General features: G+C 50.6%; 23 protein-coding genes. 19 read left to right on the forward strand and 4 right to left on the reverse strand.

The window, feature by feature from the left end; translation table 11 throughout:
- Nucleotides 1-14: 14 nt before the first annotated feature.
- The 7 genes from J3482_RS05145 (at nt 15) to J3482_RS05175 (ending at nt 8901) form a co-directional block, all read left to right on the forward strand.
- Nucleotides 15-383 carry a Na-translocating system protein MpsC family protein gene (locus J3482_RS05145; protein WP_146822102.1) on the forward strand — a complete coding sequence of 123 codons (369 nt, stop codon included), beginning with the start codon at nt 15-17 and terminating at the stop codon, nt 381-383.
- A gap of 148 nt (nt 384-531) precedes the next feature.
- A complete protein-coding gene (fdhF, locus tag J3482_RS05150) occupies nt 532-3522 on the forward strand; it encodes a formate dehydrogenase subunit alpha (RefSeq protein WP_146822101.1) in 2991 nt (996 codons plus the stop codon).
- On the forward strand, nt 3497-3970 hold the full coding sequence (locus tag J3482_RS05155; RefSeq protein ID WP_206922147.1) for a helical membrane plugin domain-containing protein: 474 nt from the start codon (nt 3497-3499) through the stop codon (nt 3968-3970). Before fdhF ends, J3482_RS05155 begins: the two co-directional genes overlap by 26 nt.
- 68 nt (nt 3971-4038) lie before the next feature.
- Entirely contained in the window at nt 4039-4656 is a 618-nt protein-coding gene (locus tag J3482_RS05160; protein WP_146822099.1) for a trimeric intracellular cation channel family protein, read from the forward strand.
- 234 nt (nt 4657-4890) lie between these two features.
- Nucleotides 4891-5802 (forward strand): LysR family transcriptional regulator, encoded by a 912-nt coding sequence (locus tag J3482_RS05165; protein ID WP_206922148.1) that lies wholly within the window; start codon nt 4891-4893, stop codon nt 5800-5802.
- Nucleotides 5803-5927: 125 nt separating this feature from the next.
- Nucleotides 5928-7151 carry a M20 family metallopeptidase gene (locus tag J3482_RS05170; RefSeq protein WP_206922149.1) on the forward strand — a complete coding sequence of 408 codons (1224 nt, stop codon included), beginning with the start codon at nt 5928-5930 and terminating at the stop codon, nt 7149-7151.
- Between the two features lie 43 nt (nt 7152-7194).
- The gene (locus J3482_RS05175; RefSeq protein ID WP_206922150.1) at nt 7195-8901 is read left to right on the forward strand and encodes an ABC transporter substrate-binding protein; all 1707 of its coding nucleotides are present in this window, start codon (nt 7195-7197) and stop codon (nt 8899-8901) included.
- A gap of 75 nt (nt 8902-8976) precedes the next feature.
- Here J3482_RS05175 and J3482_RS05180 read toward each other — a convergent pair whose 3' ends face one another.
- Nucleotides 8977-9954 carry a DMT family transporter gene (locus tag J3482_RS05180; protein ID WP_206922151.1) on the reverse strand — a complete coding sequence of 326 codons (978 nt, stop codon included), beginning with the start codon at nt 9952-9954 and terminating at the stop codon, nt 8977-8979.
- Between the two features lie 157 nt (nt 9955-10111).
- Between J3482_RS05180 and J3482_RS21520 the strand changes: the two genes are divergently transcribed.
- The 10 genes from J3482_RS21520 (at nt 10112) to J3482_RS05230 (ending at nt 17372) form a co-directional block, all read left to right on the forward strand.
- A complete protein-coding gene (locus J3482_RS21520; RefSeq protein ID WP_146822095.1) occupies nt 10112-10957 on the forward strand; it encodes a BglG family transcription antiterminator in 846 nt (281 codons plus the stop codon).
- A gap of 236 nt (nt 10958-11193) precedes the next feature.
- On the forward strand, nt 11194-11664 hold the full coding sequence (locus J3482_RS05190) for a PTS transporter subunit EIIC (protein WP_146822094.1): 471 nt from the start codon (nt 11194-11196) through the stop codon (nt 11662-11664).
- Nucleotides 11665-11698: 34 nt separating this feature from the next.
- Nucleotides 11699-13207: a PTS transporter subunit EIIC gene (locus J3482_RS05195; RefSeq protein WP_146822093.1), complete on the forward strand. Its 1509-nt coding sequence runs from the start codon at nt 11699-11701 to the stop codon at nt 13205-13207.
- 43 nt (nt 13208-13250) lie between these two features.
- The gene (locus J3482_RS05200) at nt 13251-13511 is read left to right on the forward strand and encodes an HPr family phosphocarrier protein (protein ID WP_146822092.1); all 261 of its coding nucleotides are present in this window, start codon (nt 13251-13253) and stop codon (nt 13509-13511) included.
- Nucleotides 13512-13644: 133 nt separating this feature from the next.
- Nucleotides 13645-14163, forward strand: a complete 519-nt coding sequence (locus tag J3482_RS05205) for a PTS sugar transporter subunit IIA (protein WP_206918757.1) — start codon at nt 13645-13647, stop codon at nt 14161-14163.
- 9 nt (nt 14164-14172) lie between these two features.
- Nucleotides 14173-15360, forward strand: a complete 1188-nt coding sequence (nagA, locus tag J3482_RS05210; protein WP_206922160.1) for an N-acetylglucosamine-6-phosphate deacetylase — start codon at nt 14173-14175, stop codon at nt 15358-15360.
- Nucleotides 15361-15441: 81 nt separating this feature from the next.
- Nucleotides 15442-16164, forward strand: coding sequence for a glucosamine-6-phosphate deaminase (nagB, locus tag J3482_RS05215; RefSeq protein ID WP_206922152.1), 723 nt, complete (start codon nt 15442-15444; stop codon nt 16162-16164).
- Nucleotides 16165-16273: 109 nt separating this feature from the next.
- Nucleotides 16274-16513: a hemolysin XhlA family protein gene (locus J3482_RS05220; protein WP_188332158.1), complete on the forward strand. Its 240-nt coding sequence runs from the start codon at nt 16274-16276 to the stop codon at nt 16511-16513.
- A 137-nt stretch (nt 16514-16650) separates the two neighbouring features.
- Nucleotides 16651-16977 (forward strand): hypothetical protein, encoded by a 327-nt coding sequence (locus tag J3482_RS05225; RefSeq protein WP_146822087.1) that lies wholly within the window; start codon nt 16651-16653, stop codon nt 16975-16977.
- Between the two features lie 107 nt (nt 16978-17084).
- A complete protein-coding gene (locus J3482_RS05230) occupies nt 17085-17372 on the forward strand; it encodes a hypothetical protein (protein ID WP_146822086.1) in 288 nt (95 codons plus the stop codon).
- A 103-nt stretch (nt 17373-17475) separates the two neighbouring features.
- Here the strand turns inward: J3482_RS05230 and J3482_RS05235 are convergent, their stop codons facing one another.
- The 3 genes from J3482_RS05235 to J3482_RS05245 all read right to left on the reverse strand — a co-directional run bounded on the left by J3482_RS05235 (nt 17476) and on the right by J3482_RS05245 (nt 18770).
- On the reverse strand, nt 17476-17646 hold the full coding sequence (locus J3482_RS05235) for a hypothetical protein (RefSeq protein WP_206922153.1): 171 nt from the start codon (nt 17644-17646) through the stop codon (nt 17476-17478).
- Between the two features lie 117 nt (nt 17647-17763).
- Nucleotides 17764-18270: a helix-turn-helix domain-containing protein gene (locus J3482_RS05240; protein WP_146822084.1), complete on the reverse strand. Its 507-nt coding sequence runs from the start codon at nt 18268-18270 to the stop codon at nt 17764-17766.
- 263 nt (nt 18271-18533) lie between these two features.
- On the reverse strand, nt 18534-18770 hold the full coding sequence (locus tag J3482_RS05245; RefSeq protein ID WP_206918768.1) for a hypothetical protein: 237 nt from the start codon (nt 18768-18770) through the stop codon (nt 18534-18536).
- Between the two features lie 768 nt (nt 18771-19538).
- Between J3482_RS05245 and J3482_RS05250 the strand changes: the two genes are divergently transcribed.
- Nucleotides 19539-19871 carry a winged helix-turn-helix domain-containing protein gene (locus J3482_RS05250; RefSeq protein ID WP_188332157.1) on the forward strand — a complete coding sequence of 111 codons (333 nt, stop codon included), beginning with the start codon at nt 19539-19541 and terminating at the stop codon, nt 19869-19871.
- A gap of 394 nt (nt 19872-20265) precedes the next feature.
- Nucleotides 20266-20664 (forward strand): sigma-70 family RNA polymerase sigma factor, encoded by a 399-nt coding sequence (locus tag J3482_RS05255; protein ID WP_223204066.1) that lies wholly within the window; start codon nt 20266-20268, stop codon nt 20662-20664.
- The last annotated feature ends 1373 nt before the right edge of the window (nt 20665-22037 follow it).

The raw sequence follows: 22037 nt of genomic DNA on the forward strand, positions 1-22037 counted from the left end.
TCCAATTCGGTCTCATGAATACAGCAAAAGTCGCACATACATTTAGCAATTTGGTGCGAGAGATCCGCAAAAAGCACGTTGGTAAAGGGCCGGAGCAAATCACCACGCGATTTGTCGGCCCTTGGGCCGTCTGTGAACTGAAAGGCAATTTGACGAGTGTTGAGAAATTCGCGGTTCGCACGGAAGACGGGCGGCGAATCGTGCGCGAATTGCGCACCACGTTTATCAAGGAGATCTACAAAGACGAAGAATTGCGGACCGAAGTAGAAAATGTGGTCGGGGCGCGCCTCGTTACGCTGTTCTGTGATTTTGATGTCGACCTCGACACAGCCATCACAGTATACGTATTTGATAAACCACTCGGACTCGACGGTTTGAATTGATTCTGTTAAAATGTTAGGCGCAACTGAAATGTTGTGGATTGGTGCAAAAGTACAAGATGTGCTTCAAACTACTCCACTAAAACCAGTTTCCCTGCAACAGGGCTCCTGGTTTTGGTGGAGTTTTTATTTTTTTACAGGGGGTATTGGAATGAGTCGTAGTACTTTGCGCGTTCAGTTCCCTGTTCATATCGACGGAGTGGCATATGACGGCTACGAGGGTCAAACCATTCTTCAGACGATGTTGGACAATGGGATAGAACACCCGCACGTGTGTTATCACTCAAACTTGGGTGCAATTCAGACGTGCGACACGTGTATGGTCGAAGTCGACGGCAAGTTGGTGCGTGCCTGCGCCACCGAAGTGATGCCTGGGATGAAGGTACAGACAGAGACAGATCTCGCCCGCGCCGCGCGCACGGAGGGGATGGATAGAATTCTTGAGAATCACATGTTGTATTGCACGGTGTGTGACAACAACAACGGCAACTGCGTGCTACATAACACGGCGGAATTGATGAAAATCGAGCACCAAGCATATCCTTACCGGCCGAAAGGCTACGACAAGGATATGTCCAATCCGTTCTATCGGTACGACCCAGATCAGTGTATTCTGTGCGGTCGCTGTGTCGAAGCGTGCCAGGACTTGCAGGTCAACGAGACGCTATCGATTGACTGGGAACGGGAGATGCCGCGCGTGATTTGGGATGACGACGTGGCCATCAACGAGTCGTCCTGCGTGTCTTGTGGGCATTGTGTTTCTGTTTGTCCAACTAATGCGTTGATGGAGAAGTCGATGCTTGGCAACGCAGGGTTTCTGTCAGGCATCCCGGGCGATGTCTTAAATCCAATGATTGATTTGATTAAGGAAGTCGAGCCGGGATACGGCGGTATTTTTGCGATTTCTGAAGTCGAGTCGGCGATGCGCGAACAGCGCATTCGCAAGACGAAGACGGTCTGTACGTTCTGCGGCGTCGGCTGCTCGTTTGACGTGTGGACCAAGGGACGCGAAATTCTCAAGGTGGAGCCGAACGAAGACGCGCCAGTCAACGGTGTTTCCACTTGTGTCAAAGGTAAATTTGGCTGGGATTTCGTCAATAGTGAAGAGCGTTTGACGAAGCCATTGATTCGTCGCGGGGATTCGTTCTATGAGGCGTCTTGGGAAGAGGCGCTGGATCTTATCGGGCGCAAGCTCAGCGAAATTAAAGAGACGTACGGTGCGGATGCCCTTGGTTTCATTTCGTCATCAAAGGTGACCAATGAAGAAAACTACTTGATGCAGAAATTGGCACGCGCAGTTATTGGTACGAACAATATCGACAACTGCTCCCGGTATTGCCAGTCGCCAGCGACGGATGGCTTGATGCGCACGGTTGGCATTGGCGGTGACGCAGGGACCATCAAGGATATCGCAAGCGCCGGTTTGGTCATCATCGTCGGTGCCAACCCTGCCGAGGCACACCCGGTATTGGCGACGCGCGTGAAACGTGCGCACAAACTGAACGGTCAGAAGTTGATGGTGGTCGACTTGCGCAAGCACGAGATGGCAGAGCGCGCAGATCTATTTGTTCGGCCCAACCCGGGTACAGATCACGTTTGGCTCTCAGCGCTGACAAAATATATTATTGACCAACAATGGCACGACGTGTCGTTCCTCAATGAGAAAGTTGTAGGATTTGACGAGTACGTGAAGTCTCTCGAGCGCTACACGCTGGATTACGCAGAACAAGTTACGGGAATTCGCAAAGATCAGCTGATTGACATGGCCAAGATGATTCATGAAGCGGATGGCGTCGCTGTATTGTGGGCGATGGGTGTCACGCAACAGCGCGGCGGCAGTGAGACAAGTGGCGCCATTAGCGATTTGTTGCTGGTTACCGGGAACTTTGCACGCCCGGGCGCTGGTGCGTTCCCGTTGCGTGGACATAACAATGTGCAAGGTGCCTGTGACTTTGGCACGTTGCCAAATTGGTTGCCGGGGTATCAGTTGGTGACGAACGAAGCTGCGCGTAAAAAGTTCGAAGCGGCGTGGGGAACGACGTTGCCAGCGAAGCCAGGCATGGACAATCAGTTCATGTTAAATGCCATTTTGGAAGGGAAACTCCGTGGGATGTACCTGATGGGCGAGGATATGGCCTGGGTCGACACGAACTCCAATCACGTTCACGAGGCGCTCAGTCAGTTGGATTTCTTCGTGGTGCAGGACGTGTTTTTGAGCAAGACAGCACAATTTGCGGACGTCGTGTTGCCAGCGAGCCCGAGCCTTGAAAAGGAAGGTACGTTTAGCAACACGGAACGCCGGATTCAACGTCTGTATCAGGTGTTTGAGCCGCTCGGCGAATCGAAGCCGGACTGGCAAATTATCATGGCCATTGCAAATCGCCTGGGCGCCAACTGGAACTATCAACATCCGAGCGAGATTATGGCCGAAGCGGCATCGCTTGCGCCGATTTTCGCTGGGGTTTCGTACGACCGCCTGGAAGGTTACAACAGCCTCTTGTGGCCAGTTGCACCGGATGGAACGGATACACCGCTGTTGTACACGGATGGGTTTGCACATCCAGATGGCAAGGCGCGCCTGGTTCCGGCAAATTGGATCCCGCCGGTACCTCCTGCCAAACAATACGATTTACACCTGAATAACGGTCGTCTCTTGGAACACTTCCACGAGGGCAACATGACCGACAAGTCGGAAGGCTTGCGCTCGAAGGTGCCGGACACGTTTGTTGAAGTGTCCCCAGAATTGGCGCAGCAGCGGGGATTGGTGGACGGCTCGCTCGTACGGCTGGAATCTCCGTATGGTCAGGTCAAGGTCAACGTGGTGGTCACCGATAGGGTGCATGGTAATGAATTGTATCTGCCGATGAACTCGACGAGTGAATTTGCGGCAGTCAACTTGCTGACGGGACCTGCAACGGACGTGCGGACGGATACACCCGCGTACAAAGAGACATATGTCCGCATGGAAGTGCTGAAAGCCAAAGGGCGCTCACCACTGCCGAGGAACAATCCGCGGTTTGGCAAACGCAACCCGCAACAAGGCGTCGAAGTATGGCGCAAGTGGAATCGTGAGGGTTATGTGCCGGTCGAGGAGAAAGCACAGGAGGTGGTCGCCCATGGCGAAACCCACAACCAGCATTAATCGGGTGGAACCTTCACATGAGGAACAATCGATGGAGGTGACGCAAGAACTGCAGGCGGTCTTCGCTGCGCACAGTGACGCCATCAAAAGTTTATTGGTGCTTGTGCAGGACTTGCATGACAGCGGCGTGCTCGAAATGTTGCACGCCCTCCTAAATTCGAAGGAGAAGGTCGCTTCGATTGTACTTGAACAGGTGCTGAAGCCGTCTGTTCTCAATACCATCAAAAATGCGATGACGGCCTTAGGCATGGTCAGCAAGCTGGACGCAGAGCAATTGGGCAAGTTGACGGATGCGATGGTCACCGGGCTTGAACATGGCCAGGCGAAACTCGCCTCCGGTGAACGTGTGGGTGTTTTCCAGCTTGCCAAAGCGGTTCGCAACCCAGATATCAACCGCACATTGGCCCTGATGCTGGGCCTTGCGGAGGGAATGGGACAGAAGCTGTAGTCTCTTTGGCGCTCCACGATGGAGACAACAGTTTGGATGGCTGAAACGCCAGTTTGGGAGGCAGTGCAGTGGAAAGCCTAGGATGGCTTATCGTGCACGGAATAGGAACCTGTGCCTATGCAGCGAGTGGGGCGTTTGTCGCACTTCAGGCGAAGTATCGGATTATCGGCGTGTTTATCTTAGGACTGACGACCTCTTTCGGAGGCAGTGTCATCCGCAATACGGTCATCGGGGTACCTGTGACGCGGTTGTGGGATCGTCAAACATTGCTCTTGGTGTTGTGCACATTGGCTGTGTTGTGTATCTTGTCGACAAAGTGGATTCGCCATTGGAAAAAGTGGGGGATTTTCTTCGACTCGATTGGCCTAGCTTCGTTTTCGCTGCAAGGGGCACTCTATGCGGAACAGTATGCACATCACCTTGGCACTACCGTGATGGCCGCCTTGTTCACAGGGATTGGGGGCGGTGTCATCCGGGATGTGTTGGCTTTGCGCAAGCCCGTCGCGCTCCGCGAGGAAGTTCATGCGATTCTGACCGTGCTGGTGGGATTTCTGGTATTCATCGGTGGGCGTGGGTTTGCACAACCCATTCCATTGTTAACAACACTCTTCGTGGTTGTGGTCATCCGCCTGATTGTCGTGCGGTATCGGGAACGTCTGTGGACAAGGCTGCACCTGCGACAGTAGTCGTGATTGTCGCGTCGCGTGGACATGGATATGGGAACATGTGAAAGGTCACCCTGACAGGTATCCTGTGGGGTGGCTTTTTTATTGGTCGCGGTGATGTTGGGGTGGGTAGTTTGATAGTCTTATGTGCGTGCTATACTGGTTTTGCCGAACGGGATATTTCAGAAGATTGGATAGTATATGCAGGGGAGGACGTCGCAGGATGCGTGATGTTGCTCAAAGGAGGGACGCCGTTTGGACGAAAAAGACTGTCGTATCCTGCAGTGTTTGTGGCAGGAGAAGAACCTAACTCGCGCGGCCGACCGTTTATATATAACGCAGCCCGCGGTGACTTATCGTTTGCGCCGACTTGAGCAAGAATTTGGCGCAGCCATGATGTTTCGAAACGGCAAAGGCATTGGGTTTACGCCAGAAGGGGAATACCTGGTTCATTATGCCCAGAAGATGCTGTCGGAACTACAGCAGACGAAAGACAAGATTGCAAATATGAGCCATGAAGTGCAGGGCAATCTGCGCGTTGGCGTGTCTAGTTATTTTGGTTTGCACAATTTGCCGAAAATTTTGCGTGGTTATCATGCTGACTTTCCCAAAGTCCATATCAACGTGACGACCGGGTGGAGTGAAGAGATCTATGAACTGCTACTTCACGACGATATCCATGTAGGTGTCGTCCGCGGAGATTTTCACTGGCCGGAAGCGAAATATCTGCTGAGTGAAGAGCGGATTTGTATGATTTCAAAATCGGAAGTCCATCTCGACGATTTGCCAAATCTTCCACAAATCAGCTACAAAGCGCCTGTCCTTACGAATAACCTTGCGAGTTACGCGCATTCATCCTTAGCACAAATGATTGATGATTGGTGGTACGAACGATTTCACGTGCCCCCTCGCATCAGCATGCAAGTTGACAGTTTTGAAACGTGCAAGGAGATGGTCAAGCATGTGTTTGGCTACGCAATTGTACCTAGTGATTTTGTCCACCGCCGGGATGGTTTGAAGCACATTGACCTCGTTCGCAAAGATGGTGGTATAGTCAAACGAGGCACCTGGATGTTTTATCGCGAAGCGGCGCTAAAATATACGATGGTTGGTAAATTCATAGATTTTATGAAGAACTTTTCATATGAAGTAGCAGATAGTGAATGATAGGTCTCTTTGTATCCTGTTTTCTCTGAATATAAATTTGTTTTTGTATTTAGAGAAAAAAACATTAATTTTACTTATACATTTTACAGGATTAATATACAACCATACACGAATGTTGTCATTTGATGAGAGAAGGTGCAGACGGATTGGGTGAACCACACATTTCCTTGAAGTCCTGCGTGGAACAGGCTGTAGATGCACGTGATGGACTACTTCGCACTTTGGCATTGAATATACACCAGCATCCTGAGCTGAGTTTTCAGGAGCATCAGGCGATGCAGTGGTTGCTAGAACCCCTTGCCGAGGCTGGGTTTGAGATAGAGACAGGGGTTGCGGGTCTTGAGACAGCCTTCCGGGCGACGTGGGGGCCGAGCGACAAACCCGTGATTGCCCTATTAGCCGAGTATGATGCGCTTCCGGAAATGGGGCACGCTTGTGGACACAATTTAATTGGAACTGCAGCAGTGGGCGCCGCGTTGGCACTACGCGACGCTTGTCCAGATTTACCGGCTCGCATTGCGGTCATTGGTACACCCGCCGAAGAAGATGGTGGGGGAAAGATTATCATGTGCAACGCGGGTGTATTTGACGATGTGGATGCCGCGATGCTTTGTCACCCGCGAAACCTCACGACGGTCAACCGTGGATCACTCGCCTGTGTCGACACCACCTTTAAATTTTACGGCCGTCAGGCCCACGCTTCCTCCGCGCCGGAGGAAGGCATCAGCGCACTAGATGCTGTGATTCAATCGTTCGTCGCGATTAACGCACTTCGGCAGTTCTTGAAGAGCGATGTCAAAATTCACGGCATTATTACTAAGGGGGGGGCTGCCCCAAATGTCGTTCCGGAATTTTGTGAAGCAAAGTTTATTTTGCGCGCCATCACAGTCGAAGAACTCGAAACAGTTCGGGAAAAGGTGTACGCGGCTGTCCGCCACAGTGCAGATGCGGTCGGTGCGCGATGCGAAATCGAGGAAGGGTTGGTTTATGCCGAGCGCAACAACAATCGGGCGCTCGCAGCGCTATTTAAAGAGAATCTCGTCTCATTGGGCCTTGAGGTGTCTGATCTGCCTGCTCGTGCAGGCCTTGGCTCTTCCGATATCGGCAACGTCGGTCAAGTGACTGCCACGATTCATCCGTATATCCGGATTGGGGACGTATCCAATCATACGCCGGCGTTTCGTGACGCCGCTGCGTCCGAGGCCGGATTAATCGCATTGAACCAAGCCGCGAAGGCGTTGGCGATGACCGCTTATGATCTCGCTGTAAATCCACAAGCTTTACAAGCTGTGCGGGAAGAGTTTGAACAGTGGCGAGCCAATAAAACGTCTTATGCGCACAGTCCGTGATTGGGTAAAGGTATTCAAGACAAGAGGCAATGGGGGATTGCACATGCACGCTTGGCAAAGACAAAGCTCTACCTTATTGGGAGCTGTCGCGACAGTTGCGTTCTTACTCGCGGGATGCGGCACGAATCCGGGAAATCAGGCGCAGGAGGGTGCGCAACAGAAGGGGCAATCGGGAGCGAGTCAACAACAAACACCGATTACCGGTGGTCAAATCGACGTCGATATGAGTGACGATATCCATTCAATCGATCCAGCCATCGCTGAGGATATTTTATCCGACGAGTTTGTCCAGTCGATGTATGATCAGTTGGTGACATACAAAGGGACGACGAATCAGATTGTCGGTGATGCGGCGAAGTCCTGGGAAGTCTCGCCTGATGGGAAAACCTACACATTCCATTTGCAAAAGGGTATTACGTTTTGGAATGGCGACAAGTTGACAGCTGATAGTTACATCGCAGAGCTGGAGCGCATTCTAAACAAAAAGATTGGCTCGCCCGGTGAATCGTTAATTGATCCTATCATCGCAGGTTCAACCGCTTATCACGATGGAACGGCGAGTACCATTCGAGGTGTCAGCGCGCCAGATCCGTATACTTTAAAAATTACCCTGACTAAACCTGAACCCTTTTTCTTGAATATTTTGGCGATGCACTTTTTTGTTGGAATTGACCCGACGTGGATTCAAAAAGTGGGGGATGCGGATTTTGGTTTAAACAAACCGATGGGGACCGGTGCCTTTGAAATGAAGAGCAATAATCACAATACGGTCGTCCTGACGAAAAATCCGCATTATTTTCAAAAAGATGCGTCTGGCAACCAACTTCCGTATCTAAATCAAATTACATTTACGTATAACAACAACGAACAGCTGGAGGCGATGCGTTTTGAGCGTGGTGAGACAGCTTTGCTTGGGTTTAACACGCGCGGGATTCCAGCATCATCTTACCAGGGGTTTATTTCAAATCCAAACTTGAAAAAAGATATCGTCACCTCTTCTGCCGGCACCATCTGGTATATGGGATTGAATGTCCAGCAGAAGCCTTTTACGAACGTCAAAGTGCGTCAGGCTGTGGAATATGCCATCAATAAACCCTTTATTGTCAAACTGTTAGACAATCAAGGTTCCGTCGCAAACCAGCCCACACCCCCTGGTGTCTTTGGTCACGTGAACGATTTGCCTGCAAACGTCAATTACACGTATAACCCTACAAAGGCGAAACAGTTGCTCAAAGCCTCCGGCGTGTCCTTGCCGCTTCACGTGGATTTCTACTGTAGTAACGACGCGGCTACCTTAAAAATCGTCAATCAGATTCAGAGCGATTTAAAGGCTGTCGGGATTGATTTGAATGTTCACGAAGATAGTTGGGCTACGTTTTTGACGCTCAATGCCAAAGGTAATCAGCCGTCATTTCTAATCGATTGGAATCAAACGTATCCAGATGCGTCTGACTTTTTATATACGTTGTTGAACTCGAAGGAGCAGCCAGCGAATAATTCGACGATGTATTCCAATCCGCGTGTGGATGAGTGGTTGAATCAGGCTGAGACGGATACGAACCAAACACAACGTGCGAACTTGTACCAACAGGTGACCGTACAGGCGATGCAAGATGCGACATTGGTTCCCTTGTATTACGGTAAGTATTCGTACGCTGTGCAGCCGTGGATTCACGGATACTATATCAACCGCAATCTCGAAGAGGATCCATTTGCGCACATTTGGGTGGACAAAACGCATCAGTCGTGACATCGGTATTGACCATTGGCCGAACCCGGTTCGCAGATTGCGAGCCGGGGAAAGGGAAGTCAGGCACCTTGTTGTTTAAGATGAAATTTCTATCGTTTTTTCGTGTGGAGAAGACTTCGTTCGCGACGACCGTAAACTGTGGAGAATCATGCCCAAGACAACCAGCGCTAGGCCGACAAAACCGCCCACCGATATCGAGGTTCCTGGAATTAAGAGCCGTTCGCCGACGATTGTAAAGACGACTTCCCCCGACTGCGTGGCCTCCACGACCGCTAACTGTTGCACGTTTCCCTTCGCCATGTCGGTTGCCGTGAAAAATAAAACGGTGGCAATGACCCCTGAAAATACGGCCACGACAACAGATTGCAAGGTTTGATTTACGCTTGGGAGCCCATCGGTACAGGTCTCGTAAATCGCCAGTATCAACCACAGTGGAAGGCTGGCGATAGTCATGCCAAGCGTTCGTTGGTACGCGTCTAGTCTACCCTCACAAAGCTCCATCATTTTGCGATTGCCGAGTGGATATGCAAACGTTGCGAGCAAGATGGGGAGTGTACCTAAGAGAAATGATGATAGGGGGACTCTTGTGGATTGCGACCATTCCATTGCCGCGATGCCGACAAGAATGATCAGGGACATCCCCATACCTTTCATCGGAATTCGCCGTCGCACGTAGATGACTCCCTGTGGCGTCAAGCGCCGTTCGCGAAACAGGGGAACGACAAGGGAGCCCGCGATGATGGTGAACTGCCATGTGCCCGCGACTAACCACGCAGGGCTATATGCCGCGCTGAAACACAGTGGCGCGTAGAACAGCCCAAACCCGACAAAGCTCCACCATCCCCATTGCCATGGATGCCGGCGCATCTCCGACCAGAGTGCGCGCTGCCGCTTACGCGCGAAGACGAGGATAAGTAGAATGGGGAGCATAAACAGATAGCGCAGCGAGGCGCTCCACAGCCAACTGCCACCTGCGTCACTCATGAGTTTGTTGACCACGAACGTGACCGCGAAGAAAAAAGAAGCAAGAATTCCGATGAGTATCGCTTTCACGGTGGCACCCCCCCTTTGAGGTTTGATTATAAGATATGAAACGGCAAATGAGGCACTTTCAGCTAGAAATTCTGGTTGTTAGTAAGTGAGTATGTTGAAAAACGTTCTTCGTTGCCCATATACTTCAGAAAAGCGAGATCAACTGGGGTGATATTTAGTGGGGGCAGTTGTGGAGGCGTATGTCATTGAACGCGTGTTGAACAATAACGTCCTGATTTTGCGCGCGAACAACCAGGACGAGCAAATTGTAATTGGTCGTGGCATTGGCTTTGGAGCGCGCCGAGGCAGCCCGTTTTCGCCAACAGACGCGAGGATTGAGAAGCGATTCACGCTGGTCCACGAGGAGAATCAACAGCACTTTGAGCAATTGTTCTCCGTTGTTCCGGAACCTGTAATTGGCATTGCCGAAGAGATTATCGCATACGCAGCAAAAGCGTTGGGCAGGGAATTGCACGAACATATCCACGTAGCCCTGGCTGACCATATTGGCTTTGCATTGAATAGACTGCGTGGCGGTATTAACATTGAAAACCCATTCATCGAGGAAATCCAAATGCTTTATCCAAGAGCTTTTGCGGTTGCCAAGACAGGGGCGCAGTGGATTGAAGAGAGATTTCAAATTGGCATTCCAATTGAGGAAGTGGGATTTCTCACATTGCATCTGCATTCGGCGAGTCACGCTCGAAAAGTTCGGGAAACGGTTCGTTTGACGGACGCGGTTACGTTAGCCGTGAAGGAATTGGAGAGGTTACTTGGCAAGACGTTGCCAAGATCGCAGTTAAATTACGTGCGGATGATGATTCATTTGCGTTTTGCCATTCAGCGTATTCTGAGAGATGAACCCATTCAAAACCCGCTCGCAGATACTATCATGGAAAAGATGCCGGAGAGTTTCGCAATTGCTCGGCGTGTGACGCAGGTGATTGAATCGAAACTAAAGATTCATTTTCCCACGGATGAAATCGCTTATCTAACGCTGCACGTTGATCGCTTTTTATCTTGACGTATGCTTGTTTGTCCGGCGAGTATCATCTATACCCGCCGCCACAGCCGTTAGCATCATGTAGCATCATCACTGATAAATGCAAATACTTGCACAACTATTTTTTCTATGCTATATATCAATTAGCGTGTTACTGCGTGATTAAAGGCAGGCATGAGCTGTGATGGCTCGTGTCTGCCTTTTTTCGTGTGTTCGGTCGCGCAGGACGGCGAATTTTGACGCAAAGGAGGATTTCTATGGAGGCAAAACTGGGGTTCGGCAAAGTGGTCGGCGTCATGGCTGTGGTGTTCGCCATCGGCGCAATTCTGTATTGGATTGGAGAACCTTCGGCCACTGGGGTACCGTTTATTCAGGCTGTTGGTTACGCGGTTCTCTCTAATTATGCAATTATCCTCGCGGTTGGTATTTCGATAGGCATGGCGAAAGAAAACCAAGGTGCCGCAGCCCTCGCCGCATTTCTGGGTTATGAGGTGATTATTCAAGGGGCAAGCGCACTCTCGAAGACCATCGACATTGGCGACAAAGGTTCTATTGTGTTGGTGGCGGGTCTCATTGCTGGTGTATTGGCAGGGTATATGTACAACCGCTATCATCGCACGAAGCTCCCAGCGGTTCTCGCGTTCTTTGGCGGACGGCGATTTGTACCGATTGTGACAGCTGGCGCGTGTCTATTGGTTGCTTTTGTTTTGGGGCACATTTGGCACTAATGCTATGTAAGTGGTTATTAAGGAGGGGAGAATGATGTTAGGTCAGTTACAAAGGGTCGGTAAGGCGTTGATGTTGCCTATCGCCGTCTTACCTGCGGCAGGCTTGTTACTTCGCTTAGGGCAGCCGGATACGTTGAATATCCCGTTTATGGCAGCTGCCGGCAATGCGGTGTTTAACTTTTTGCCGATTTTGTTTGCGATAGGTGTCGCAGTTGGTTTCGCTAAAAACAACCATGGGTTTGCCGGGTTGGCTGGATTTATCTCGTATGAAATTTTGACCGATGGCGCGCAGGCCATCAATAGCACGATTAATTTGGATGCGTTGGGTGGTATTCTCGCAGGTATTATCACGGGTGTTATCTTCAATGCAGTGAGTCGACGCAAAGACGCGGTGTGGACTCGGTTTATGGGCGGCAGCAAAGGACTTGCCGTGGTGATTATCACGATATTGTCCCTATTGTTGGCGCTGATCTTTGGCTATGTCTGGCCATATGTGCAGACGGGTATCAATGATCTCGGTACCTGGATTGGTGATCTCGGCGCGTTCGGCGCCGGCATTTACGGCGTGCTCAACCGTTTGCTCATCCCATTTGGATTGCATCACGTGGTCAACTCATATATTTGGTTTGTCTACGGATCTTGGCATGGCAAGACCGGCGACATGACGCGCTTTTTCGCTGGAGACCCGAGCGCAGGCGGCTTTATGGCCGGAATGTTCCCGATTATGATGTTTGGTCTGCCGAGTGCTGCACTCGCCATGGTGGCTGCTGCAAAGCCGGAGCGCCGCCGTGTTGTGTTAGGCATCATGGGCGCTGCGGCACTGACGTCATTCCTCACAGGGGTGACGGAACCCATCGAGTTTTCGTTTATGTTTTTGGCGCCAGCGCTGTACGCGGTTCATGCGTTGTTAACAGGTGTCAGTCTGGCGGTCTGTTACGCGCTGGGCATCCGCGACGGATTTAACTTCTCGGCGGGGCTCATCGACTACGTACTAAACCGCAATTACGCGACACATGGGTACTGGCTCATTCCAATTGGAATCGCGTTTGGCATCGTGTACTTCGTGGTGTTTTATTTCAGCATCAAAATTTTTGACATCAAAACGCCTGGGCGGGAGGTCGATAACGGTGGCGGATCAATACCGGGTGCAGGCTTCATCTTTGATGAAATGCAAGTGGCGACCGACGGTCCGGCAGATTTGCCTGCAGCTGCGAGCGCTGACAACGGTGTGACGAATCAAACAGGCTCGCCACATGTGGCCGCGGCAAGTGAACAAGCGCAGGCGTCCACAGTCGACCTCAATACGATGGAAGGTAAGGCGAAAGCGTATCTGGACGCGCTGGGTGGCAAAGAGAACGTGTTGGAAGTCGAGGCCTGTACGACGCGCCTGCGCCTCAACGTCAAGGATAGCGAACAGTTTGATGAAGCGCGGCTCAAGCAACTTGGTTCTAGTGGCGTCATTCGATTCAATCAACATCATGCACAAGTGGTGGTTGGCACGATTGCCGATATGTTAGCGGAAGAGATGAAGCAGTTCATGTAAGGCCTCTAATTCAACCGACAATACACCATCAGGGGGAGAGGCTATGTATCAGAAATCCGTTACGGTGAAAAACGCAAGCGGTTTACACGCCCGTCCAGCATCGCGGTTTGTGACAGAAGCATCGGCATTTGCTAGCCGGATTACCTTGGTCAAGGATGGCGCCGAGGTAGACGCCAAGAGCATCCTCGGTATTATGTCGATGGCTATCACCCAAGGGACTGACATTACGATTCGCGGGGAAGGGCCAGATGAAGTCGCGGCTGTGGATAGGCTGGTTGAATTGATTGAGGGGCTAGACGATTAGGGAAAATTGTAACTGGGTTCGCAGGAGTCTCGCACTTCTGCGAACAATCTTGATACCATCAGATTAAATGCCAGTGACCAGATTGAATACTCATCAGACGAAATCAACAGATTCCGCTAGCGAGGGATGTATCATGTTTAAAAACTTATTTCGACGGACACCATCGGACGACGCTCAATCCGCGAAGGAAGTTACGATTTATGCGCCGATTGATGGCGAAATGGTGCCGCTGGAGGATGTTGAGGACCCTGTGTTTGCACAGCGGATGGTCGGGGATGGATTGGCCATACGGCCGTCGTCGGAGACGGTGGTTGCACCTGTACAAGGAACTGTGACACAACTGTTCCCGACCGGTCATGCAGTTGGTATTACGACGGCTCAGGGGTTGGAACTGTTAATTCATATTGGCATCGATACTGTGGAACTCAAAGGTGAGGGATTCACCAAATTGGTTGAGCAGGGGGCCAAAGTAGAGGTTGGAACGCCGCTTGTACGGCTGCAACTCGACAAGCTGACAGGAACTGCGAAAAGCCTGGTGACCCCTGTGATAGTGACGAACATGCAACGCGTTCAGGCATTGCATAAATCCTCCGCAGCGCACGTAGAGGCTGGAAAGAGTTGGTTGATGAAAGTGATTCCGCAGGAGGGGTAGGTGAAGGGGATGGCAGCACATGATTCATCCTTTGTCATTGAAAATGCCCGAATTATCCTGGAGCAAAGCGTGACGGAAGGCGGTTGGGTTCGCGTCGAAGAAGGCAGGATTCTCGACATGGGTGACGCTTGTACGCGCCCTACCCCTGGCAAAAATGGTGAAGTACATATCGATGCACAGGGCCAGTGGTTGTTGCCTGGTTTTATCGATGTTCACGTCCACGGCGGCAGTGGCGCTGAGGTCATGGACGGAACGGTCAAGGCCTTAGAGTGCATCGGTCGGTTTCATGCTACACGCGGGACCACTGGCTGGTTGCCGACGACGTTAACGGCCCCGATGGGTCAGTTGGAGCAGGCTTTGGCAGCCGTGAAAGCGGCGCAGGACAAAACGGCCGGTGCGCAGATTCTTGGGGTGCACTTGGAAGGTCCCTTCATTTCACCGAAGCGCTGCGGGGCACAGAATCCCGATTTTGTCATCCCCCCTTCGATTGAAGCACTGAAGCGGTTGACTGCCGTTACGGGCCCTGGACTGTTGAAAAAGGTGACCATTGCGCCTGAGTGCGCGGGGGCGCTGGATACTATTCGTTGGCTGGCTGAGCAGGGGGTTATTTCGTCGATTGGACACACGGATGCTACGTCAGCCGAGACGCTTGCAGGTGTTGCGGCGGGTGCAACACACGCGACACACTTGTTTAACGCGATGCGTGGCCTTCATCATCGCGAAGGTGGTACGGTTGGTGCGGCGCTTTTGTCCGAAGATGTGGTATGTGAGTTGATTGCGGATGGCCATCATGTCGACGTGGACGTGATGAAACTGGTGTATCGGCTCAAAGGTCGCGAGCAGCTGGTGCTCATCACGGACGCCATGGCGGCCGCAGGGATGCCAGATGGCGCGTATAAGCTGGGACTACTCGACGTGGTGGTGGAAAAAGGCGTCGCGACGCTGAAGGATGACGGTCATCTCGCGGGCAGTACGCTGACGATGGATGCGGCGGTTCGCAACATGGTTCGGCAAGTTGGTGTCCATTTGTGTGATGCAGCCTACATGGCGTCGACAGTCCCTGCCCGCGAACTGGGACTCATTCATCGAAAGGGATCTATCGCGGTGGGTAAAGATGCTGATCTCGTCTTATTAGATGAAGGGCTTCACGTGGTGTCCACGTGGGTGGCTGGTAAGCAGGTATTTCAACGGTTCTAAACCCAACTTTTTCCAGTAGGTGCGATTCAGCTTTGTTGCTAACGCATTTTACGATATCTTGCTTTTGAAAGGTGATAGACCATGGAGGTTCGAGTCTTTCCAGACGCGTACGGCGCCGCGCTGTACACGGCAACGCTGGTGGAGACCACCATTAGGCAATTGTCTTCGCCCGTCCTGGGCTTGGCTACGGGTGGCACGATGATTCCTGTATACCAGCATCTGGTGCAATTTCACCGACGCGGCCTTCGTTTCGAACATGTCACAACCATTAATTTGGACGAATACATAGGCTTGGAACCCACTGACCGGCACAGCTATCATGCGTTTATGCGGGAACACTTTTTCGATCACGTAGATCTCCCGCTGGATTGCCGCTATATCCCATCCGGTGCTACTTGCGATTTAACGGCTGCCTGTCAGGCGTACGACGAGATTTTACGGGCGCATCCGATTGACTTGCAGTTGTTGGGAATCGGCGTCAACGGACATATCGGATTTAATGAGCCGGCAGATCACCTGAAGCCCCATACGCATGTCGTGGAGTTGACGGAAGATACCATCCGCCAGAATGCGCGGTTTTTTGACGCAGAGGAGCGCGTTCCAACGCGGGCCATCACGATGGGGTTGCAGTCTATTTTGTTTGCCAAACGCATTGTGCTGCTTGCGGTTGGCGCATCAAAGGCACAGGCTGTGCGGGAAGCCATCATCGGCGATATTCGCACGACAGTGCCTGCGAGTTTGCTTCAGTTACATCCACAAGTCACATTTGTCCTGGATGAAGCCGCTGCGCAACAATTGCCCTAAAGCGCTCAAGAATTAGCCGCTTGGCCCTTGCTAAACGCCGTCTCCAAATGGATGTCCCATGCACAAAATATAGACATCTAAGGACAACCCTGATAGGGGGTGGAGCGGCGTGAACCAGATTCCAGAGCGAGAACAGGAACTTCGCGAGCGAGTGGTCAGAATTGAGACAGAGTTGGAGAATTTGGTCACTGCGCGGGAAAAGGCAGAGACTGCCGATGTGAAGCTGAAGTCGCTGGAGCATCGCGTCAAACGATTGGAAGACAGTCATATGTGGTTGTGGCGGGCCGTGGTCGGGGCCATTGCGACAGGTTTGATTACGTGGATTGCCACCCGGTTGGCGGGAGGATAACGCGTATAACTCGTGTTTCCGTACTTAAGACCTCTCAAAAAGATTGTTTATATTGTGTAAGCCTCTAGGGGAGTGTCCAAGCAAACTTTGCCCCTGTGCATAGATTGAACTATGGACACGAAAGGGGGGCGAAGCGGATGAGTAGACATGAGCATAAGTCGTCTCGTCACAATCGAGTGACGTTATTTACGGACGATGGCAATGAAATCAGCGGGACACTCGATAGGCTTTTTGACGATGTCGTCCGATTGCGCAATGTCACGGTTCGCAAAAATGGTAAGCGTCGGTTGCGCACGTCGACCCTGTATGTCGTGTTGGACAAAATCGATTCGTTCCAGCGGACAAAGTTGCGCGAACATCACCATTGCGAAGACGATTGCGAGCCTCATAGCAACCCATGTGAGGATGGCGAAATCCGCGACGAGGTTGGTGTATTCGCGTCGGCGACCGAGGACACTGTGTGACGTTACCGCCCGTCTAACCGGTATTTTGGTTAGGCGGGCTTTTTGATGGATATCTTAACCATCGTAATGTTCCCAAGGAAAACCTTGGATGATGGTGAGGTGTCGAGATGGAGCGGGTGGAATATGTCGGGCGGATCGCAGATATTGGCGAGTTTGTACCTGTCCTTGCGGCGGACAGGCTCGATGCGTTGCGCCAATTCTCCGATGTCGCGTTGGATGCGCTGTACATGGAGGCGGCCTCGAAAGACGCTGTGTTTGAGCATAACAGCGCCTATTCGCATCATCTCGTGAAACTTCGCGATGGTCAGTTTTTCGCGTTGGAGAACGATGTGAAGCCGTCGTTTGCCAAGGAAGATGTGGAAAAACTATATGTGGGTGTGCCGCTAACTGGATAAGGCTACTCGCGTCGTCACGGTCGATAGGGCCACTGAGCAAAGGACGCAGGCAGCGATGATAAAGTATACGCTTGTGCTCAAGTGTTCGCTGTGGGCAATTGATTTATGGCAACCAGGTTTGGAAGGCATTATCATATGCCGCATCGAAAACGGCGGATAGCGCGCTGACGCCTGCTTGTGTGAGATAAAGTAGAGATAATGGAACCTGATGAACCACGAGATGGCTGAGCGGGATGGACAATAGGAGCAGCAGCCGACCTCCGTCCGTTAGCATCATTAGGGCCTTGCGAGGGAGCCTATCAGCCCATACGCCGACCGGCAGCGATACGAGCATGTATGGGACGAAGCCGATGGCGAACGCGTTCCGGTTTGCGTTGCTGAACCGGTCACCTCAAGGAGAATCCACGGGATGACAAAGGTGGTAACGGCGGTGCCGAGTTGGGAAACGGTTCTGCCGACGAGTAACGAAGCGAAGTCGCGATTTTGCCAAATGGACTGTGGGATGCCATTCACCGCCCTTGTGACGTCTCTTGCGCGGCTTTGACGCACCAATGGCTTGGGCCAATTCTGCTAACGACTTCGAGGATGCCGCGAGCAGTTCTAGTAACCGAACGCGTTGGCCATCGCCGACGGCTTTGTGTTTGGCCGCAATGTTTGAGATGAGCCGGTTTTTGTCGAGGTCGGTTTGGACATTGGGATCGACCGGGTAATAATAAACGGCACACCCAGGCCAATGGTTGCGGATAGTAAACGGCCGATACGAGATTTGCGGAATGAGCCACAGCGTGGTGACGCCTGGCTCCGCGAGGAACTCGCCACCCTGCGTGACGGTGTGAATCAGTTTCTCGTGGTCGATGTTCCCGGACAACGCGGATGTTTGCGCTGCCGATTGCTCCAAAATTGCAACGATATTTCGGTCGTGGCTGAGAATCTCTTCATACCCCCCTCCACCAATCGCTGGGTGTGATCTAGTAATTGACCTGCCGATACTGTGAATAAGTATTGGAGGTTCTGATAGACGACGGGGTTTTCGTGGTGATTGTCCAACAACTTCTGCATATCCTGTGCATTGCCTGCTAAGGCGGCCACTAGTGATGCCTGATACGACGTCCCCAAGTACGGTGCTGCTTCTGTGCGAATGTTGTCTTTGATTTCCTGCAGTCAGTTCATGAACACAGGGAGGTGTTTGTCCTGTGCGGTCGAGGGCAGGTAGGGGCATCGGTGGATTAAATACAGCAGACTTCGCCAAGTGTGATGCATCCCCGCCAACGACACTTCGCGTTTGGGCGCTTCGGACATTTGTCTTTTTATCTGCAGCACTTGTGCTTGTACAATGTCTAACTTGTTATGGACTTCATCCCACGTAAACGCGCCAATGCCCAGCGCGCACTCGTACAATAGTGAATACTCCACGCGAATATCGTACGCTTGGCGGGGGGGCGCCAAAATCGAGCATGTCCATTTGAATCTACGCCACCTTTTCAATATTATTGAAATTCAATATATTTTTAACGAAGACGCGCGAATGGTCAAGGGTGAATTTGATTTGCGGTGACGCGGCGTGATCGGATGAGCGTTGTCGTGGAGCAGAGTGGGGACGGCGTGGGATGGGCAGTGCGGAGGGCACGCCAGGTGTCTTATTAAGACAGACTCCGCCAGCGTGCGGTACATAGCGTCGGAAATGAGACTGTCGAACAGCTTGCTATACTAATTATGGATATATATATAAAATTATCCACATATGTAGTATAATATAGGGGAATTGGGACTGAGATGTTCCATGCCTGCCATGTGTTCATCTTGCCACAGGCATTGCATAAGGAACTGTGGGGGGAAGAGGATGATTTCTGGCTGGTGACTCCTTTCATACGAACGAATCACGCAAGAGATGAATGCGCAAAAGATGAATGCGCAAAAGATGTTCCGAAAGCTGCAGAACTCGGTTTACAAAGCGCGAACGGGCTCTGGCATTTAGTTGAACTGGTGGTTCTTCGATAGTAGATCACCACGGGGGAGCTTAACATTTGTTAATAGACAGTCTCATGTGCTGATGCAATTACCTTCAACAAAAAGATTTTACAGCGGGCGTGGAGAATCGGGAGCTCGCGATGAAGCTGCGGAGCAATTCAACTCAGATTGTCATTCAGGCACGGGGCGATGATGACTATGCACAACTTTGGTGAGACAGAATCCCACATTTCTCTTGGAGTGAATTGTTATCTTGACACGGAAGACGAAACGCTGTTTAAAGATGGGTTGAAAATTAATCTGTCGCGGATCCAATATAAACTGTTATTATTTCTGGCTCAGAATATCGGGCATCTTGTTCCAACTGAAGAACTGATTCGTCACGGTTGGGGTAGAAATAAGTTAATCGACAAGGATGAGTTATACGTTTATATGAAACGTATCCGCAACAAATTAGAAGATAATCCCAAGGAGCCGAAGTGTTTGATCACTGAACGCGGATTTGGGTATGTGTTATATCCACGTGAGTAGAGCTTTCCAGCTCGGTAACATTAAGTCTAAATGCCGAAGCAGAAGGGAGGCATTTGGAGAGGCTAATTTATTTCCCTATCACCTCAACCTTAATAACCTGTAAGGTTTGACTTCTTGAGTATAGGACTTGGGTTATGTAACCTTGTATTAAAGAATCCGATTACAAGATTTTTATCGAGGTTCAAAAGTACTGCTGAGCCGTTGTTTGCAAACTGTTCCAGAATCCAATCGAAAGGTGATGAACTCTATGATTCTAATCCGTACCTTTTTCTCTGATCAAACTAGTATAATTCGGTATATTCCGTGATTTTAATCAATTTTACGGCAATAGTGGCTCCTGTATAAAAATGTATGTGTACTCTTGGCTGGTGGATCAAAAAATTTTTTGGAAGGGATGCATGTGACAGAGGATAAATTGGCCCGGAAAATTGCGTGGCTAAGGGTCATGATTCGCCATACTGCAGCCTCATACCACCGACGTAGACGGAGAATAATGATGCATGAACAATTGATTTTGGATTCACCTATTGGGGACGACATAGAGGGTGAAAGTTATATTGACAAGATACCCTCCCCAATAAGTGGACAAGACGTCGGGGAATGTGAGCTTGCTATGTTGATGGAACGTCAATTGCCTGTACGTGAGCGTCAAGTCCTGGAACTATACTACAATGAAATGTTATCTGAGAAACAAATCGCGGAGATATTAGGTGTTAGTCAGCAGAGAGTGAATCAAATTCGTAAGAAGGGACTCAACATTTTACGAATGGAGTTGATTATGGATGACCAATAATTTGAAACAACGTTTGGAATCAGAGTTGTTGGAGTGTCCCGCTGTGCATCACATATTCCAAATTGTGATAAAGGATATCGAACGTGCCTGTCATGTAAACGGTCGTAAGGATGAGGATTGCGAAGAACTGCTTTTGAGTAAAGTGTATGATGAGCTGAAAAAATTTTCGGAATTAGACAATTACCACTAGTAAAATTGTTCGCTTAGAACGCCTTTTATGTAGAGGATAAAATCCTCACTTCCACCGGTGGAACAATTATCAAAAGAAAGGAATGTTGTCACATGGCTACGTCTCCAAACTATTCATATTCAAATCTTGGAGCAGGAGATACGGAGAGCTTTGGAACATTTACTTTTTCTTCGGAAGGAACTGTGAGGCTTACTGTTGTACAGTACACTAGTGATACTTCTCAAACAGACAACGGATACCGATTACGGGACACGTCCTCAGGAAATACAACGGATTGGAAGCACGTCAAAGGGAATTGGAAATCAGAGGATGCCCCTAATCCTCCAGAATGGACAGATGTGCTACCAGGGACATATCAAGTACAAGTTCATAACTACGCAGGAATTCCTGTTACTGGAAATTTTTACGTTGTATATCCATAAGTGTGATGGGGCTGGCCCAGAAGGACGGCCCCATTTTCTGATGTGTGTTTCATGTTTCTCCACGCCATTCCCCTCAAGAATTATTCTCAGTCGAAAAGGAGCTGCAGTGCAAATCTTAAGGGAATGTCAGAGGTGAGGAAAGTAACTTCAAGAGGCACCAGTTAACGAAATGGGCAGATCTTTGCCACTGTATAGCGGTTTAGTCCAAAAAAAGGCCACTAGCATTACATAAAGGAAAGTAGGATTTGTCAAGTATGTCAATATGTCAGAATACACAGGCATAACACTTAGGATATTCACGATTATTACATTCACAAACGTAAAAATCTCCTTAGAATGAGTGGTACAGGTAGTCCTGTCCGACGCGCTTCTAAGGAGCCCTCTTAACATGGGCATGGATATCACGAAAGCTGCGTTCGGAGAATATTGTAGCCGCTCACGCTGCATGTCGGTGACTCGTTCACCGTCAATGGCGGAGCGGCCGCATCGTCAATCAGCCACGATTCTTAGTGCTGTACCGCTAATCACTTTGATCAGGAATTAGCCCACGGAGCCTCGCCGCCACTCCTGGTCCATTAAAACCCGTTGAACATGGCTGTCGTCAATCGCCTCACTGTCCTTTTCTGCAGCGTCATACAGGGCTGGTGTTAGGTTAAAAGTGTGGACACAACGAATCGGTGCGCCACGAGGCGCTGTATGTTGAGGCCATCACACAATGTGGCTGGTGGGTACCTCATCCCATTAAGACTACGGTGGCATGC

This window comes from Alicyclobacillus suci (genome assembly GCF_017329615.1).
Classification (GTDB): domain Bacteria; phylum Bacillota; class Bacilli; order Alicyclobacillales; family Alicyclobacillaceae; genus Alicyclobacillus; species Alicyclobacillus suci.